Source organism: Streptomyces sp. NPDC025721 (assembly GCF_055558595.1).
On sequence record NZ_JBVHMF010000017.1, the window covers coordinates 121,094 to 136,393 of the forward strand.

12 protein-coding genes are annotated in these 15,300 nt (G+C 71.0%); 6 read left to right on the plus strand and 6 right to left on the minus strand.

The window, feature by feature from the left end; all coding sequences use genetic code 11:
* Nucleotides 1-49 precede the first annotated feature (49 nt).
* Entirely contained in the window at nt 50-1,309 is a 1,260-nt protein-coding gene (locus ACZ4EF_RS23335) for a Gfo/Idh/MocA family protein (RefSeq protein WP_391051254.1), read from the minus strand.
* A gap of 70 nt (nt 1,310-1,379) precedes the next feature.
* Between ACZ4EF_RS23335 and ACZ4EF_RS23340 the strand changes: the two genes are divergently transcribed.
* The 5 genes from ACZ4EF_RS23340 to ACZ4EF_RS23360 all read left to right on the plus strand — a co-directional run bounded on the left by ACZ4EF_RS23340 (nt 1,380) and on the right by ACZ4EF_RS23360 (nt 7,323).
* Nucleotides 1,380-2,612 (plus strand): ROK family transcriptional regulator, encoded by a 1,233-nt coding sequence (locus ACZ4EF_RS23340; protein ID WP_467506314.1) that lies wholly within the window; start codon nt 1,380-1,382, stop codon nt 2,610-2,612.
* A 139-nt stretch (nt 2,613-2,751) separates the two neighbouring features.
* On the plus strand, nt 2,752-4,035 hold the full coding sequence (locus ACZ4EF_RS23345; protein ID WP_391051257.1) for an ABC transporter substrate-binding protein: 1,284 nt from the start codon (nt 2,752-2,754) through the stop codon (nt 4,033-4,035).
* Between the two features lies 1 nt (nt 4,036).
* On the plus strand, nt 4,037-5,044 hold the full coding sequence (locus ACZ4EF_RS23350) for a carbohydrate ABC transporter permease (RefSeq protein ID WP_467506315.1): 1,008 nt from the start codon (nt 4,037-4,039) through the stop codon (nt 5,042-5,044).
* On the plus strand, nt 5,037-5,903 hold the full coding sequence (locus ACZ4EF_RS23355) for a carbohydrate ABC transporter permease (protein WP_355335489.1): 867 nt from the start codon (nt 5,037-5,039) through the stop codon (nt 5,901-5,903). Before ACZ4EF_RS23350 ends, ACZ4EF_RS23355 begins: the two co-directional genes overlap by 8 nt.
* Before the next feature lie 64 nt (nt 5,904-5,967).
* Nucleotides 5,968-7,323 (plus strand): spherulation-specific family 4 protein, encoded by a 1,356-nt coding sequence (locus tag ACZ4EF_RS23360; protein ID WP_467506316.1) that lies wholly within the window; start codon nt 5,968-5,970, stop codon nt 7,321-7,323.
* 64 nt (nt 7,324-7,387) lie between these two features.
* On the opposite strand, the gene ACZ4EF_RS23365 is transcribed toward ACZ4EF_RS23360, so the two are convergent.
* From ACZ4EF_RS23365 to ACZ4EF_RS23385, 5 genes are all read right to left on the minus strand, one after another.
* Entirely contained in the window at nt 7,388-9,121 is a 1,734-nt protein-coding gene (locus ACZ4EF_RS23365; protein ID WP_467506317.1) for a dipeptide ABC transporter ATP-binding protein, read from the minus strand.
* Entirely contained in the window at nt 9,118-10,038 is a 921-nt protein-coding gene (locus ACZ4EF_RS23370) for an ABC transporter permease (RefSeq protein ID WP_467506318.1), read from the minus strand. Before ACZ4EF_RS23370 ends, ACZ4EF_RS23365 begins: the two co-directional genes overlap by 4 nt.
* Nucleotides 10,035-10,991, minus strand: coding sequence for an ABC transporter permease (locus tag ACZ4EF_RS23375; protein ID WP_467506319.1), 957 nt, complete (start codon nt 10,989-10,991; stop codon nt 10,035-10,037). Before ACZ4EF_RS23375 ends, ACZ4EF_RS23370 begins: the two co-directional genes overlap by 4 nt.
* A 12-nt stretch (nt 10,992-11,003) precedes the next feature.
* The gene (locus tag ACZ4EF_RS23380; protein ID WP_391051266.1) at nt 11,004-12,620 is read right to left on the minus strand and encodes an ABC transporter substrate-binding protein; all 1,617 of its coding nucleotides are present in this window, start codon (nt 12,618-12,620) and stop codon (nt 11,004-11,006) included.
* 105 nt (nt 12,621-12,725) lie between these two features.
* Complete coding sequence (locus ACZ4EF_RS23385) at nt 12,726-13,412, minus strand: response regulator transcription factor (protein ID WP_355335477.1); 687 nt, start codon at nt 13,410-13,412, stop codon at nt 12,726-12,728.
* Nucleotides 13,413-13,813: 401 nt separating this feature from the next.
* On the opposite strand from ACZ4EF_RS23385, the gene ACZ4EF_RS23390 reads away from it, so the two are divergent.
* On the plus strand, nt 13,814-15,298 hold the full coding sequence (locus ACZ4EF_RS23390) for an FAD-dependent monooxygenase (RefSeq protein ID WP_467506320.1): 1,485 nt from the start codon (nt 13,814-13,816) through the stop codon (nt 15,296-15,298).
* Nucleotides 15,299-15,300: the final 2 nt, after the last annotated feature.

Consider the following 15,300-nt stretch of genomic DNA (forward strand, 5'->3'; position numbering starts at 1 on the left):
GGCCGGTCTGCTCCGGGGCGCGGGCCGGTTTTCTCCGGGGCGCGGCTCCTCAGACCGCGGACGCGAGCGCGACGACGGTGCCGGTCGTCCTGGCCTCCTCCGCGGCCCACACCACGCGGTGGCTGGCCAGACTCGCCGCCGCGTCGGACTTCAGGACGCCGCCGTCTCCGGTGGCGACCGCCTCCAGGAAGGCGTCCATCAGCGCCTCGTCACCCCCGCCGTGACCGTCCGCGGCCGAGGCGCCCGCGGTGGTGCTGGTGTCCACGACGCCCTCCTCGCCGGTACGGAAGTCGACCGTCCTGATGGTGACGCCGTCGCCGTCGAGATAGCCGTGGGTGCCCAGCAGCCGGGTCCTGCGGTGCTCCTGCGGGGTGAAGGCGCTCATCGTGAACGAGCAGGTGGCGCCGTCGTCGAACTCCATCGAGACCACCTGGTGGTCGACGACGTCGTTGTCGCACGCGTAGACGCAGCGCCCGTAAGGACCCGTGCGCAGCGCCTGAAGGACACCGGCCTCGGTGTGGTCCTCGGTGACCGCGGACAGCGGCCAGTAGCGCCGCTCGGGGTCCGCCAGACAGTCCAGGTACAGGCGCTTGGCCGAGTACGGACAGGTGCTCTCGATCGGGCAGTCGGTGCAGCGCGCGGCGGCGCCCGCGGGGGCGGCCTCGGCCCGGAAGTGGGTGAGACTGCCGAAGGAGCTGACCCGGCGCGGCGAGCGGCCGAAGAGGTACACCAGCCAGTCGATGTCGTGGCACGACTTGGTGAGCAGCATCGGCGCCGAGGTGTCCGAGCGGCGCCAGTTGCCCCGGACGAACGAGTGCGCCTGGTGCCACCAGCCGACCGGCTCCAGGTGCTGGACGCTGACCAGTCGGCCGATCGCGCCCTCGTCCAGCATCCGCTTGAGCGTCTGCGTGTACGGGGTGTACCGCAGGACATGGCAGACGGCGAGCATGATCTTGTTCCGCTCGGCCGCCTCGGCGATCTCCGCGGACTCGGCCTCGGTGGTGGCCATCGGCTTCTCCAGGAGCACGTGATAGCCGAGGTCCGCCAGCGCGACGGCCGGTTCGGTGTGCTGTCTGTCCTGGGTGGCCACGATCGCGGCGTCGGCGAGCCGTCCCGCCGCCGCCAGTTCCGACCAGTCGGCGTACACCCGGTCCTGCGGGACGGCGAACTCCTCGGCCGCGGCGGCGCGCCGCACCGGATCGGGTTCGGCCAGTGCCACCACCCGCCCTGTGCCGGTGACCTGCGCGTGGCGTGCGTAGGTCTGTCCGCGCAGCCCGGCGCCGACGAGAGCTAGAGTCACCCGAGACATAGGATCCTTTCCTATTTATCATGGACTCTCTCATTATTAAGCGCGCAGCAACCAAACTCAAGGGGACGTCGTGACCGAGACTCCGAGCGGCGGCGACCTCTCCCGGCTCCGGCAGCTCAACTCCCTCGCCGTGCTGGGGGAGCTGAGGTCCGCACCGGCGGTGACCCTGACCGAGCTGTCCCGGCGGACCGGGCTGTCGCGCGCCTCCACGGAGGACGTGGTGCGCGAGTTGCTGGACAACGGCTGGCTGGCCGAGGTGCCCGCCGCGGCCGGGATGGTGGGCCGGCCCGCCCGGCGGTTCCGGTTCCGCGCCGACGCGGGCCGTGTGCTCGGGGTGGACATCGGCGGCCACAAGATCCTGGCGCTGGTGGCGGACCTGGACGGAACGGTGCTGCACAGCGCCCGGGTCGCGGTGGCGCCGGCCATGGGCCGCAAGGAGCGCCTGGCCGCGCTGGACGGCGCGGTGGCAGGAGCGCTCGCGGGCGGCGGCCTGACCACCGGCGACCTGTGGGCGACGGGCGTGGCCACCACCGGACTGGTGGACGGCGCGGGCAGGGTGATGCTCTCCGAGGCGCTGCCGGAGTGGACCGGCGTGGACGTCGGAGCGCATCTGCGCCGCCTGGTCGGCGGCCCGGCGCTGGTCGAGAACGACAGCAAGCTGGCCGCGCTGGCCGAGTCGTGGTGCGGGGCGGCGCGTTACGCCAAGGACGTGGTGGTGATCCTCGCCGGTCTGCGGACCGGCGCCGGGCTGATCATCGACGGCAAGCTGCACCGCGGCTTCGGCAACGCGGCCGGAGAGATCGGAGCACTGCCCGCCTCGGGCTGGATCAGGGCGCAGGAGCACCTGCGCGCGTGGCCGCCGCAGGCCGGTCCCGCGCCGGAGCGCACCGGGTCGTCGGCGCAGGGGCGGGGCGCGGGAGCGCACGCGGACACAGCGGTTGACCAGGAGGCCGCGGCCGAAGCGGTGTTCGAGGCGGCGCGGGCGGGCGACCGCAAGGCGGCGGCGGTGGTGCGGCGCTATGTGCGGGACGTGGCCGTCGGGACGGCGGCGCTGGTGCTGACCCTGGACCCCGAACTGGTCGTGATCGGCGGCGGTTTCTCCCGGTCGGCCGACCTGATCGCGGAGCCGCTGCGGCGCGAGCTGGACCGCTGGTGCATCCGCACGCCCGAGGTGCGCATCTCCGAGTTCGGCGACGAGGGGGTGGCGCTGGGCGCGCTGCGGCTGGCCCTCGACCACGTGGACCGGCAACTGCGCGAACGGCACGAACTGGGCGGCGTGGAGCACTTCTCCCGCCGCGTCTGACCGGGCGCGGAGACCGCTGAGAGGAATTCTTCAGCTCACGGGTCTTGACTTAATTTCCATGGAATCCATGATTAATGCCACTCGACGACTCCGGCTGACGGTCCACCGCCGGGGCGTGTGGATCCTGGGAGGGCCCGGTATGCGGAAGTCGGTGCGATGGTGTGCGGTGGCGCTCGGGGTGGTGCTGGCCGCCTCGGCCTGTTCGTCGGGCGGGAGCGGCTCGGACGCGGGCGGTTCGGGCGCGGGCGGTTCGGGCGGCAAGGTCACCTTGTCGTACGGGGTGTGGGACGCGACGCAGAAGACGGCCATGGAGCAGCTCGGCCGCGAGTTCACCCGCACCCACCCCGGCATCACGGTCAAGGTCCAGCTCACCCCGTGGGCCGACTACTGGACCAAGCTCAAGGCGGCTGCCACCGGCGGCGCCGCCCCTGACGTCTTCTGGATGAACGGCCCCAACTTCCAGCTCTACGCCTCCAACGGCGTGATCCGCCCGCTGGACGACGGCATCGCCAAGGACAGGACCGACCTGTCCGCCTACCCCAAGCAGTTGGTCGACCAGTACACGTATCAGGGCAAGCACTACGGACTGCCGAAGGACCTGGACACGGTCGGCGTCTGGTACAACAAGACGCTCTTCGACGCCGCCAAGGTCCCCTACCCGAAGGCCGGTTGGACCTGGGGCGACTTCCGGAAGGCGGCCGCGGAGCTGACGGACGCGAGCAAGGGCCAGTACGCCACCGGCGCGGAGCTGACCAGCTTCCAGGAGTACCAGTACAACACCATCGCCCAAGCCGGCGGCTATGTGATCTCACCGGACGGCAAGAAGTCCGGTTACGCCGATCCGAAGACGATCGAGGGCCTGCGCTTTTGGACCGACCTGATCCAGAAGAAGCAGTCACCCGACCTGAAGACCATGACGGACACCGCGCCGCTCCAGCTCTTCGAGGCGGGCAAGCTCGCGATGTACTGGGGCGGCTCCTGGGACTCCCTGGAATTCGGCGGCAACGCCTACACCAAGGACCGGGTCGACGTCGCCCCGCTGCCCACGGGCGAGAAGCGGGCCACGATCATCCACGGCCTCGCCAACGTGGTCTCGGCGCGGACCAAACACGCCGACCAGGCATGGCAGTTCGTGAACTTCCTCGGCTCCGAGCCGGCCGCCGAGATCCTGGCCAAGTCCGGCGCGATGCCGGCGTACAACGGCACGCAGGGCGCCTGGATCGCCGCCTACCCGCAGTTCCACCTCCAGACCTTCCTCGACGAGGTGCCGTACGGCGTCCCGTATCCGGTCTCGAAGAACACCGCCGCCTGGAACGAGGCCGAGCTGACGTATCTCACCAAGGCGTGGAACGGCCAGGAGCCGGTGGACAGGGCGGCGCGCGGGCTGGCCGCGGCGATGGACGACCTGCTCGCCAAGGAGTGACATGACCCTCACGTCCACCCCCGGCGCCGCCGCCGGGGACGTGCAGGCGGCCACCGGCGCCCGGCCGCGGACCGGGTGGCTGTCACGGCTGCCCGGCCGGTTCCGGCGACCGCGCCGCGACCGCGTCACCGAGGCGCTGTGGGGCTACGCCTTCATCGCGCCGACCGGCCTGGGCCTCGCGGTCTTCTACCTGTGGCCGGTCGTGCAGACCGCGTACTTCTCGTTCACCCGCTGGGGCGCCTTCGGCGGCCACACCTGGAGCGGGCTGGACAACTACCACCGGATGCTGCACGACGGCGAGTTCGGCCGGGCGCTGGTCAACACCCTCGCCTACACCGGGCTCGGACTGCTGTCGATCCCGCTGGCGATCGTCTTCGCGGCGCTGCTCAACCGTCGGGGGCTGCGCGGCGTCGGCGTCTACCGCACCTTGTTCTTCCTGCCGGTGGTCACCATGCCGGTGGCGATCGGCATGGTGTGGCGCTGGCTCTACAACGGCGACTACGGGCTGATCAACTACCTGCTGTCGCTGGTCGGCATCGACGGCCCGAACTGGGTGGCCGACCCTCGGGTGGCGCTGTACGCCCTGGTCGTGGTGGGCGTGTGGAGCAGCATCGGCTACAACCTGGTGATCTTCCTGGCCGGGATGCAGGCGATCCCGCGCGAGTACTACGAGGCCGCGGAGATCGACGGCGCGGGCCCGCTGCGGCAGTTCCGCTCGGTCACTCTGCCGCTGCTGTCGCCCACCGCGTTCTTCGTCTCGGTGATCTCGGTCATCGGCTCGCTCCAACTGTTCGACCTGGTCTACGTGATGGCCGGATCGGGCGCCGCGGCCCGCTCCAACCCGGCGTTCCCGCGCCTGGAGACGGTCGTGCAGCTCTTCTACGACCGCGCGTTCGTCACCAACGACCGCGGCTACGCGGCGGCGATCGTGATGGTCCTGCTGCTGATCATCGTCGCGCTGACGGCCTTTCAGTTCCGCATGCAGAAGAGGTGGGTGCACTATGGCTGAGGTCCACACGGCCGGGCGGGCCGCGGACCGGCCCGCCCGCCGCTCCCGGCGCGGACGTCATCCGCTGGTGCACACCGTGCTGATCGCGGCGTCGCTGGCGATGGTCGCGCCGTTCCTCTGGCAGATCGTCACCTCCCTGAAGTCGCTGAGCGACGCGACCCATGTGCCGCCGTCGCCGCTGCCCGGCGGGCACTGGGACAACTACGGCAAGGTCTTCGACCTGCTGCCGTTCGGCCGGCAGTTCCTCAACACGCTGCTGATGTCGCTCGGGCGCACGCTCGGCCAGGTCGTGCTGTGCCCGATGGCCGCCTACGCCTTCGCGCGGCTGCGCTTCCCCGGCCGCGGGATGCTCTTCGGGCTGTTCCTGTCGGTGCTGATGGTGCCGCCGCAACTGTTCATCATCCCCCAGTACCAGATCATGTCCGACCTCGGCTGGCTCAACAGCCTCCAGGCGCTGATCCTGCCCGGCATGTTCAGCGCGTTCGGCGTCTTCCTGCTCCGGCAGTCGTTCCTGGCCCTGCCGAAGGAGCTGGAGGAGGCGGCGCGCATCGACGGCGCGGGGCCCTGGCGGATCTACTGGTCGGTGATGCTGCCGCTGGTCCGCCCCGGACTCGTCGCGCTGGCGGTCCTCGCGCTGCTGTGGTCCTGGAACGACCTGTTCTGGCCGCTGGTGGTCAACACCGACCCGGACAAGATGACCCTGTCCGCCGGACTGGCCTCGCTCCAGGGGCAGTTCCAGACCGACTACCCCGTGCTGATGGCCGGATCGCTGCTCGCCTCGCTCCCGGTCATCGCCGTCTTCGTGCTCCTGCAACGGCAGTTCGTGCAGGGAATCGCGCACACCGGGGTCAAGGGCTGACGCTTCCTGTCTCCCTGGTCCCACCCCCTGTTCACTCAACCCCCCACCGTCGAAAGGGGATCACATGTCCCTCATCCGATCACTCGCACACACCCGGTCGCGGCATCGCCTCACCGCCGCGCACCGGACCAGGGCCGCCGTGAGCGCGGCGGTCGCCGCCGCGCTCGCGCTGACCATGTCCGGCACGCTGTCCGGCCGGGCGAGCGCGGCGGCCGGGGCGCAGCATCTGGCCGTACCCGCGTACTTCAACCCCTCGGACGCCGCCGGCCGCGCCTTCTGGACCCAGACCGACCAGGCGGGGTCCCGCGTCGGCATCGCCGTCGCGAACCCCTCCAACGGGCCCGGCACCGCGGTCGACAGCGGATACGCCTCGGCCGTGAGCGCGGCGGCCGGGGCCGGGGCGAAGGTGCTCGGCTACGTCGACACCGGCTACTTCGGCACCACAGGGCGTACCACCCGCGGCGGGCAGACCAGCGTCGCCGCGTGGACCGCGCAGATCAACGCCGACGTGGCCAACTGGTACTCCTGGTACGGCTCTTCGGGCCTCGCGGGCATCTTCTTCGACGACGCCCTGGGCGACTGCGGCTCGGGCGACGCGCACGTGAACCTCTACACCGGCATCAACTCCACCACCAAGCAGGCCCACCCGGGCGCCCTCACCGTCGACAACCCCGGTTCGCCCGCCGAGTCCTGCTACGCGTCGGCGGCCGACGTCCTGGTGATGTTCGAGAACACCTACAGCGTCTACGCCTCCTGGACCGCGCCCGACTGGGAGCTGCACTACGCCAACCCCGACAAGTTCTGGCACCTGGTCTACGACACCCCGGCGCAGGCCGACATGGAGAACGCGGTCGCACTGAGCAAGCAGCGCAACGCCGGTTATCTGTACGTCACCCCGGACAACCTGCCCAATCCGTGGGACACCCTGCCCACCGGCGCGTACTGGTCCGACGAACTGGCGAAGGCCGCTGCCGCCGGATCGGGCGGGTCCGGGGGCACCGGCGGCTCCGGCGGGGGCACCGGGTGCACCACCACCGCGGGCTCCGGCGCCATCACCTCGTACTCGGCGTGCGCCTCGGCGGGCACGGCCGTCTTCAAGGCGACCTTCAACAGCTCCGAGAGCTTCCACCACGTCTTCATCAACACCGACGGCAACACCGCGACCGGCTACCAGGCGCCCGCGCCGTCGTCCTCACCGCTCGGCGCGGACTACATGATCGAGAACGGCTCCCTCTACCGCAGCACCTCGACCGGCTGGGCATGGGCCGCCGCCACACCGGCCCCGACCACCACGATCAGCGGCTCGACGTACACCTGGACGCTGCCGCTGACCGCCCTCGGCTCGCCCAGGGGCACCCAGCAGGTGGAGTTCAACGCCGGCACCGCCTACACGCCGGTGGTCTCCTTCAGCGCGGGCTAGAACCGCCCGCGCCAATGTCCGTGCCCGGCCCGCGACGGACTGCGGGCCGGGCACGGACGACCGGTCACCGGACGAGGCTGCCCGGCACGGAGGCCAGCAGTTCCCGTGTGTACGGGTGGGAGGGCGCGGCGAAGACCTCCTTCACCGTGCCGCTCTCGACGAGCCGTCCCGCCCGCATCACGCCGACCCGTGAGGCGATCTGGCGGACGACGGCCAGATCGTGCGAGATGAAGAGATAGCTGAGACCGAGCTGGTCCTGGAGACCGGCGAGCAGATCCAGGATCTGTGCCTGCGACGACACGTCGAGCGCGGAGACGGGCTCGTCGCAGACCACCAGATCCGGGTCCAGCGCCAGCGCGCGGGCGATCGCGACCCGCTGGCGCTGGCCGCCGGACAGCTCGGAGGCGCGGCGGCCCAGGAACGCGGCGGGCAGCCGGACCAGGTCCAGCAGATCCGCCGCCCGCCGGGCGCGCTCGGCGCGGGAGCCGATCCGGAAGGCCCGCAGCGGCTCGCAGACGATCTCCGCGACGGACATCCGGGGGGACAGCGAGGCGTACGGACTCTGCTGGACGATCTGCATACGGCGGCGCAGTCGGCGCAGCTCACCGCCGTCGAGGCCGGTGATGTCCCGCCCGTCGAAGATGATCCGCCCGGAGGTCGGCTCGGTGAGCCGTACGAGCATCCGCGCCGTCGTCGACTTGCCCGAGCCCGACTCGCCGACGAGGGCGACGGTCTCGCCCCGGCCGACCCGCAGGCTGACGCCGTCGACGGCCCGTACGCCGAGGCGCCGGTCCCCTCGGCGGCCGGGGTACTCCTTGACCAGGTCCTCGGCCACGACCAGGTCGTCCGCCGCGCCCGGCTCCCCGGCCACGAGCGGCGCTTTCCCGGCGACCGGGCCGGCTCCGTACGCCCGCTCCCGAACGGACCGGAACGCGGCTCGCGACCGGGCCGGAGCCGGTACCGGCGACCGGGCCAGACTCGGGGCCGCCGCGAGCAGGCCGCGGGTGTAGGGGTGCTCCGGTTCTTCGAGCACCTGCCGTACGGGTCCGGTCTCGACGACCTCGCCGCGCGACATGACACTCACCCGGTGCGCCCGGTCCGCCGCGACCCCGAGGTCGTGGGTGATCAGCAAAACCGCGATGCCCCGGTCCCGGGTCAGCGTGTCGATGTGGTCGAGGATCGTCCGCTGGACGGTGACGTCCAGCGCGCTCGTCGGCTCGTCGGCGATGACCAGCCGGGGCCGCGCGGCCAGCGCGATGGCGATCAGCACCCGCTGGCGCATGCCGCCGGACAGCTCGTGCGGGTACTGGCGCGCGACCCGGACCGGGTCGGGCAGCCCCGCCTCGCCGAGCAGGTCGAGGGCCTGCCGGGCCGCCCCCGCCCGGTCGGCGAGCCGGTGGATGAGCAGCGCCTCGGCCACCTGGGACCCGACCCGCCGCACGGGATTGAGCGACAGCATCGGGTCCTGCGGGATCAGGCCGATCTCCCGGCCCCTGAGCCCGCGCAGCCCCGTCTCCCCGGCGCGCGCCACGTCGGCGCCGTCGAAGAGGACGGACCCCGCGTCGAGCGAGCCGCCGCGCGGCAGCAGCCCCGTCACCGCGAGCGCCGCCGTGCTCTTGCCCGAGCCCGACTCGCCGACCAGGGCGACCACTTCGCCCGGCTGGACGGTCAGGTCGACGCCGCGGACGGCGGCCACGGTTCCGGTGCGGGTGCGGTAGGAGATCCGCAGCCCCCGGATGTCGAGCAACGGCCCTGCGGACGGCGGGGATGCGCCGTCCGTCGGTGTCGTGTGCGTCATCGGTCCTCCGTGTCTTCGCCGTCGAGGGAGCGGGCGATGCGATTGGCGGCGAGCACGGTGGCCGCGATCACCAGCCCCGGCAAGGTGGTGAGCCACCAGGCCGTGGCGAGGTAATTGCGGCCGTCCGAGACCAGCGAACCCCACTCCGGCGCCGGGGGCTGCGCGCCGTAGCCGAGGAACGACAGCGAGGACACCTGGAGGATGACCGCGCCGAAGTCGATGGCCGCGTAGACCAGTACGGGACCGGCCGCGTTCGGCAGCACGTGCCGCCACAGCACCGCGGGCCATCGGGTGCCCGAGGCCCGCGCCGCCTCCACATAGCCGGACCCCGCGACCTTCAGCACCTCGGCGCGCATGATCCTGGTGAAGGTCGACACGCTGGTCACCCCCACGGCGAGGGCCACCTTGACGGTGCCGAATCCCAGCGCCGTCACCAGCGCGAGCGAGAGCAGCAGGCCGGGGATGGACAGCAGGACGTCGGTGAGCCGCATCAGCGTGTCGTCCACGACCCCGCCGAGGTAGCCGGCGAGCAGCCCCGCCAGCGACCCGACGACGAGTCCGACCAGCACGGCAAGCCCGCTCGCCTGGAGGGTGAGCAGGGCGCCGTGCACGACGCGGGCGAAGACGTCGCGGCCCAACTGGTCGGTGCCGAAGAGGTGTTCCGCGCTCGGCGCCGCGAGCTTGTCCCGCGGCGCCGCGGCCAGCGGATCGCGGGAGGTGAGCAGCCGGGGGAAGAACGCGGTCGGCAGCAGCACCGCGATCAGCAGCGCCGACAGCAGCAGCCCCGGCCGCGTCAGCCAGAACCGCGCGTACCGGCGGGGCCGGGACCGCGGGTGCGGCGACCGCGTGGGCTCGGCGCGGGTCAGGTCCGCGCCCGGCCCCGCGGTGTCCGCGTCCGGGAGGCTCAGTTCGGTCATGTCCGCACCGTCGGCTTCGTCGTCGCGGTGATCCGCGGGTCCAGCAGGGGCAGGAGCAGGTCGACGGCGAGAGTCGTCAGGACGAACGTGACGGCGCCGAGGACGACGACGCCCTGGACGACCGGGATGTCCTGGGCCGTCACCGCCGCGGCCGTCTCACGTCCTATCCCGGCACGGGCGAAGACGGTCTCCACGACCACCGCCCCGGCCAGGAGATTGCCGATCATGATGCCGACCAGGGTCAGCGGGGCGATCGACGCGTTGCGCAGGGCATGTCCGAACAGCACCCGCCGCCGGTTCGCCCCCTTGGCCAGGGCCGTCTGGACGTACGGCTCCGCCAGTGCCGTGCGCAGACTCTTGGCGAGAACCTGCGCGATGAGCGCGGCACCGGGCAGCGCGAGCGTGACCGACGGGAGGACCAGGGAGTCGAAGCCCTCGTCGCCGAAGGCCGGGAAGACATGCCAGCGGAACGAGAACAACTGGACCAGCACCAGCCCCGCCCAGAAGGTCGGCGCCGACACCCCCAACGCCGGTAAGGAGAGCAGGAGCTGGCGCAGCGGCCCGCTCCTCGTCCAACTGGCCAGCAGCGCCACGGCGCTGCCCAGCACCAGGGCCAGCAGCAGCGCGCTGGCGGCCAGTTGGACGGTGGTCGGGAGGTCGTGGGAGAGCAGCCGGGTCACCGGGACACCGTTCTGCACCGACCGCCCCAGATCGCCGTGCAGGGCATGGAGCAGCCTGGTGCCGTACTGCTCGGCCAACGGCTGGTCCAGGCCGTACTGGTGGCGCAGTGCCTCGGTCTGCGCCGGGGTGACCGTACTGGCGTCACCGCCGCCCGCCGCCATGATCGTCGCCGGGTCGCTGGGCAGCAGGTACAGCACACCGAAGGACACCGTGTAGGCGGCCCACAGCACGAACACGGCCTGGAGCAGCCGCCGTAGGAGATAGGTCCTCATCGTCGCCTTCGTTCAGGAGAGCCAGGCGTCGTGGAACTGCGCCTGGGACGACGAGCCGAGGGTGATGTCGTGCACCTTGCCGCTGAGCGCGTACACGCTGGTCATCTCGAACACCGGTATCTGGTAAGCCTGTTCGAGCACGCGGCGCTGCGCCGAGGCGACGATGGCGGCGCGCTTGGCGGGGTCGGCCGCGGCGGCCTGGGTGTCGAGCAGGGTCTGCAACTCGGGGTCGTCGATGTGCGAGAGGTTGAGCAGCTTGCTGGAGAAGGCGGTGCGCAGGATGTCCGGGTCGGCCCTGGTGCCGTTGCCCCAGGACAGGTCGTAGTCGCCGCTCTTCTGGGCGACCTGGTAGTCGGCGATGCTCAGCACCTTGAGGGTGAGGCCGATGCCGGCCTTCTTCACCTGCTGCTGCACGAGTTCCAGGACGGACTGGTTGGGGCCGAAGTTGGGCGCGAGAATGACCTTGAGGTCGAGCTTCGCGCCGTTCTTCACGCGGATGCCGCCGGGCCCCGGCTTCCAGCCCGCCGCGTCCAGGATCCGCCCCGCGGCGGCCGGGTCGTGGGCGAGGAGCTTGGAGTTGTCCTGGTAGCCGTCGGTGGTGCTGGACAGCGAGCTGGTGGCCGGGTGGTAACTGCCGCTGAGGACGGTGTCGACGACCTCCTTGCGGTCGATGGCGACCTCCAGCGCCCGGCGTACCGCGATGTCGCCCGCCTGGGGCCGCGAGGTGTTGACGCTCAGCGCGACCGGAACGCCGGGGTTGGAACGGGACAGCAGCTTCGCGCCCTGGCCGGTGACGCCCGCCTCGTCCTGCGGCGCGACCCCGGCGATGGCGTCGACCTGCCCGGATTCCAGGCTGCCGGTGCGCACGCCCGACTCCGGTACGACCTTGAAGGTGATCTTGTCCAGGTAGGCGGGGCCGCTGTGCTTCCACAGGGCCGAGCCCCCGGTGTAGTCGGCGCGCCGGTTGAGTTCCACCGAGCGTCCCGGGGTGTAGCTCGCCAGGGTGAAGGGGCCCGAGCCGATCAGCGGCCCCGCGCACAGCTTCTCGGCGCTGCCCTTCAGGCTCGCGGGGGCCAACAGGCCGAGCGTGGTGGTGGAAGTGGCCTGGAGGAACTGGGCGTTGGGGTGGTCGAAGGTGACCTTCGCGGTGTGCGCGTCGATGACCTCGGTGCTCCGGTAGCCGCTGAGGTAGCCGGACCCGAAGATCGACTTCGCCCCGAGCTTCACCACGGCGTCGAAGTTGGCCTTCACGGCGTTCGCGTCCACCGGGCTGCCGTCACTGAAGGTCGCGCCGTCGCGCAGATGGAAGGTGAACGCCGAGGCGTCCGGGCTCACGTCCCAGGAGGTGGCGAGCCAGGGGGCGATCTTCCCGGTCGCCGCGTCCTGGTCGGTGAGCGAGTCCACCAGCCCGCGCGCGGCGTAGACCGCGTCGTTGGTGGCCGCCTGGTGCGGGTCGACGCAGATCGGGTCCGAGCCCAGCGCGAAGGTCAGATGACCGCCCGCGTGGGGCTTGGCCGTCTTCCCGTCGGTCGACGGGGACGTGGAGTCCGACGACGAGCAGGCCGCCAGCGTCAGGGACAGGACGACGGCCGTGGCGAGCAGGTGGGCTTGGTGGCGTGAGCCGGGCATGAGGCAGGGCCTTCCGGGCGAGATGTACCGGACACAAGTTCCGGGGTGCGAGATACCGGAACGGGTGTTCCGGCGGTGAAGTGAGGTGGGGGCGGCGGGAGTCGTTCAGCCGTGTCCCATCCGGAACCCGATCCCGCGGAGCGTGACGACCCAGCTCGGGTCGCCCAACTTCTTCCGCAGCGCGCTGACATGGGTGTCGATGGTGCGGCTCGCCCGCGCGCTCAGCGGGCGGCCGTCGTGCTGATAGCCCCACACGTCGGCCATCAACTGCGTACGGGTGAAGACCGTCTGCGGCTGTGACGCGAGTTGGAGGAGAAGGCAGAACTCGATCCGGGTGAGCCTGATGAGCCGGCCGTTCACCCGGACCTCCCGGGTGTCCGGGTCGACGCACAGCGAGCCGATCATGATCGGCTGCGACCGGACGGCGGCCGAGAGCTGCGGTCCTGAACGCCGCAGGACGGCCTCGATACGCGCGTGGAGTTCGCGGTATCCGAAAGGCTTGGCCATGCAGTCGTCGCAACCGGCCTGTAAGCACAGGATCCGGTCGAGTTCGGTGTCGGGGTCGGTGAAGGCGATGATCGGTATGTCGCTCGCCGACCGGAGCAATCGGCACACTTCGAGACCGTCCATGTCGGGCAGCGCCAGGTCGATGAGGAAGAAATCGAACTTGGAGTACTTCTCCAGCGCCTCCGCACCGGTGCCGCACTGCTCGATGTCGAATCCGTGCCGCTGCAACTCGGTACTCAGGCTGCCGACCCCAATCGTGTCGGAATCCGCTACCAGCACCCGCATGACTTTCCAACCTCGATGGGGATCGCTCAAATTTCTTTGGCAGATTAGCGGCCGCCGGGCCCGCTTTGAAGATCCGGCGGGACATTTCATACTCCTGCAAGGTTCCCGCAACTATCCGGCGCATACGCGCAGTTGGGGCGGAGCGGCCGGTCGTGCTCGGTCAAGAAACCTGTACATCCCTTGACGGTTTCTTATGAATCGCCGTCGAGCGGCGTGGCGCCTGACGTCGGCTTCATGGTCGGAGTGTCAGGAACCTGAAGACACGGTTTGACGTTCCTCTGACGGTCATTTTCAGATACCCTTTAGATTTTTGCTTGAATTCTGGGCAGGGCGTGACGGACGATATTTGCGTCCAACGGAAACCCGGCGGACGCGATTGCCCTTTCAGATGGGAGAGGTGTATGAGCGCTTCGGTCATCATTGCGGGAGCCGGACCGGCCGGGCTCGTACTCGCCGGGGAACTGCGGCTGGCCGGTATTGACGTCATTGTTTTGGAGCGCCTTTCCGGACCCACCGCGGAATCACGCGGAATAGGATTGGCGATTCGAACAGTCGAGACTTTCGCCCAGCGCGGACTGCTCCGCCGCTTCGGTGAGCTCACGACCAGCGAGCAGGGCCACTTCGGCGGGGTCCCGCTGGACCTCGGCGTGCTCGACGGCCCGTACCGCAGCGCCAAGACCGTGCCCCAGTCCGTCACCGAGACCGTTCTGCAGAACTGGGCGGTGGAACTCGGCGCCGAGATCCGCCGCGGTCACGAGGTCCGCTCCTACCAGGAGGAGGACGCGTCCGTCGCCGTACGCGTCGGCACCCCGGACGGGGAGCGGACACTGCGGGCGGACTACCTGATCGGCGCCGACGGCGGGCGCAGCACCGTCCGCAAGGCCGGCGGCTTCGACTTCCCCGGCACCGCGGGCGCCACCGAACTGCTGCTCGCGGACATCCGCGGCATCGACGTGGCGCCCCGTATGACCGGTGAACTGTCGGCCGGCGGCATGGTGATGTCCGCCCCGCTGGCGGGCGGCGTGCACCGCGTCATCGTCGGCGAGCGCGGCACACCGCCGCGCAGGCGGAGCGGCCCGCCGCTCTTCCACGAGGTCGCCGACACCTGGAAGCGGCTCACCGGGGACGACATCTCCGGCGCGGAGCCGGTGTGGATCAGCGCCTTCACCGACGCCGCACGCCAGGTCTCCGACTACCGCAGGGGCCGGGTCCTGCTGACCGGCGACGCCGCCCACATCCACTTCCCCGCGGGCGGCCAGGGGATGAACACCAGCATCCAGGACTCGGTGAACCTCGGCTGGAAACTCGCGGCGGTCCTGCGCGGCACCGCGCCGCAATCCCTGCTCGACACGTACCACACCGAACGGCACGAGGTCGGCAGGCAGTTGCTCGCCAACACCGGCGCGCAGAGCCAGTTGATCCTCGGCGGCAAGGAGGCGCAGCCGCTGCGCGACGTGCTCGCCGAGCTGACCGCGTACCAGGACGTGACCCGCCATCTCGCCGCGCAGGTCAGCGGGTTGGCGATCCGGTACGACGTGGGACCCGGCCCCAATCCGCTCCTCGGGGCGCGGATGCCGCATGTGGAACTCAGCGTGCGGGGCCGGCCGACCAGCAGCACCGCGCTGCTGCACGCCGGCCGCGGCGTCCTGCTCGACCTGGCCGACAACCCGCACGTGCGCCGCCGCGCCGCCGACTGGCGCGAGCGGATCGACATCGTCACCGCCGTCCCGCGCGGCGACGGACCCGACCCGCTCGACGGCACCACCGCGGTGCTGATCCGCCCCGACGGCTATGTGGCGTGGGCCGGACCCGGCAGCCACTACGACCTTCCGGCGGCACTGGACCGCTGGTTCGGTCCCGCCCGACTCGATTCGCGAGAGAGGTAGAG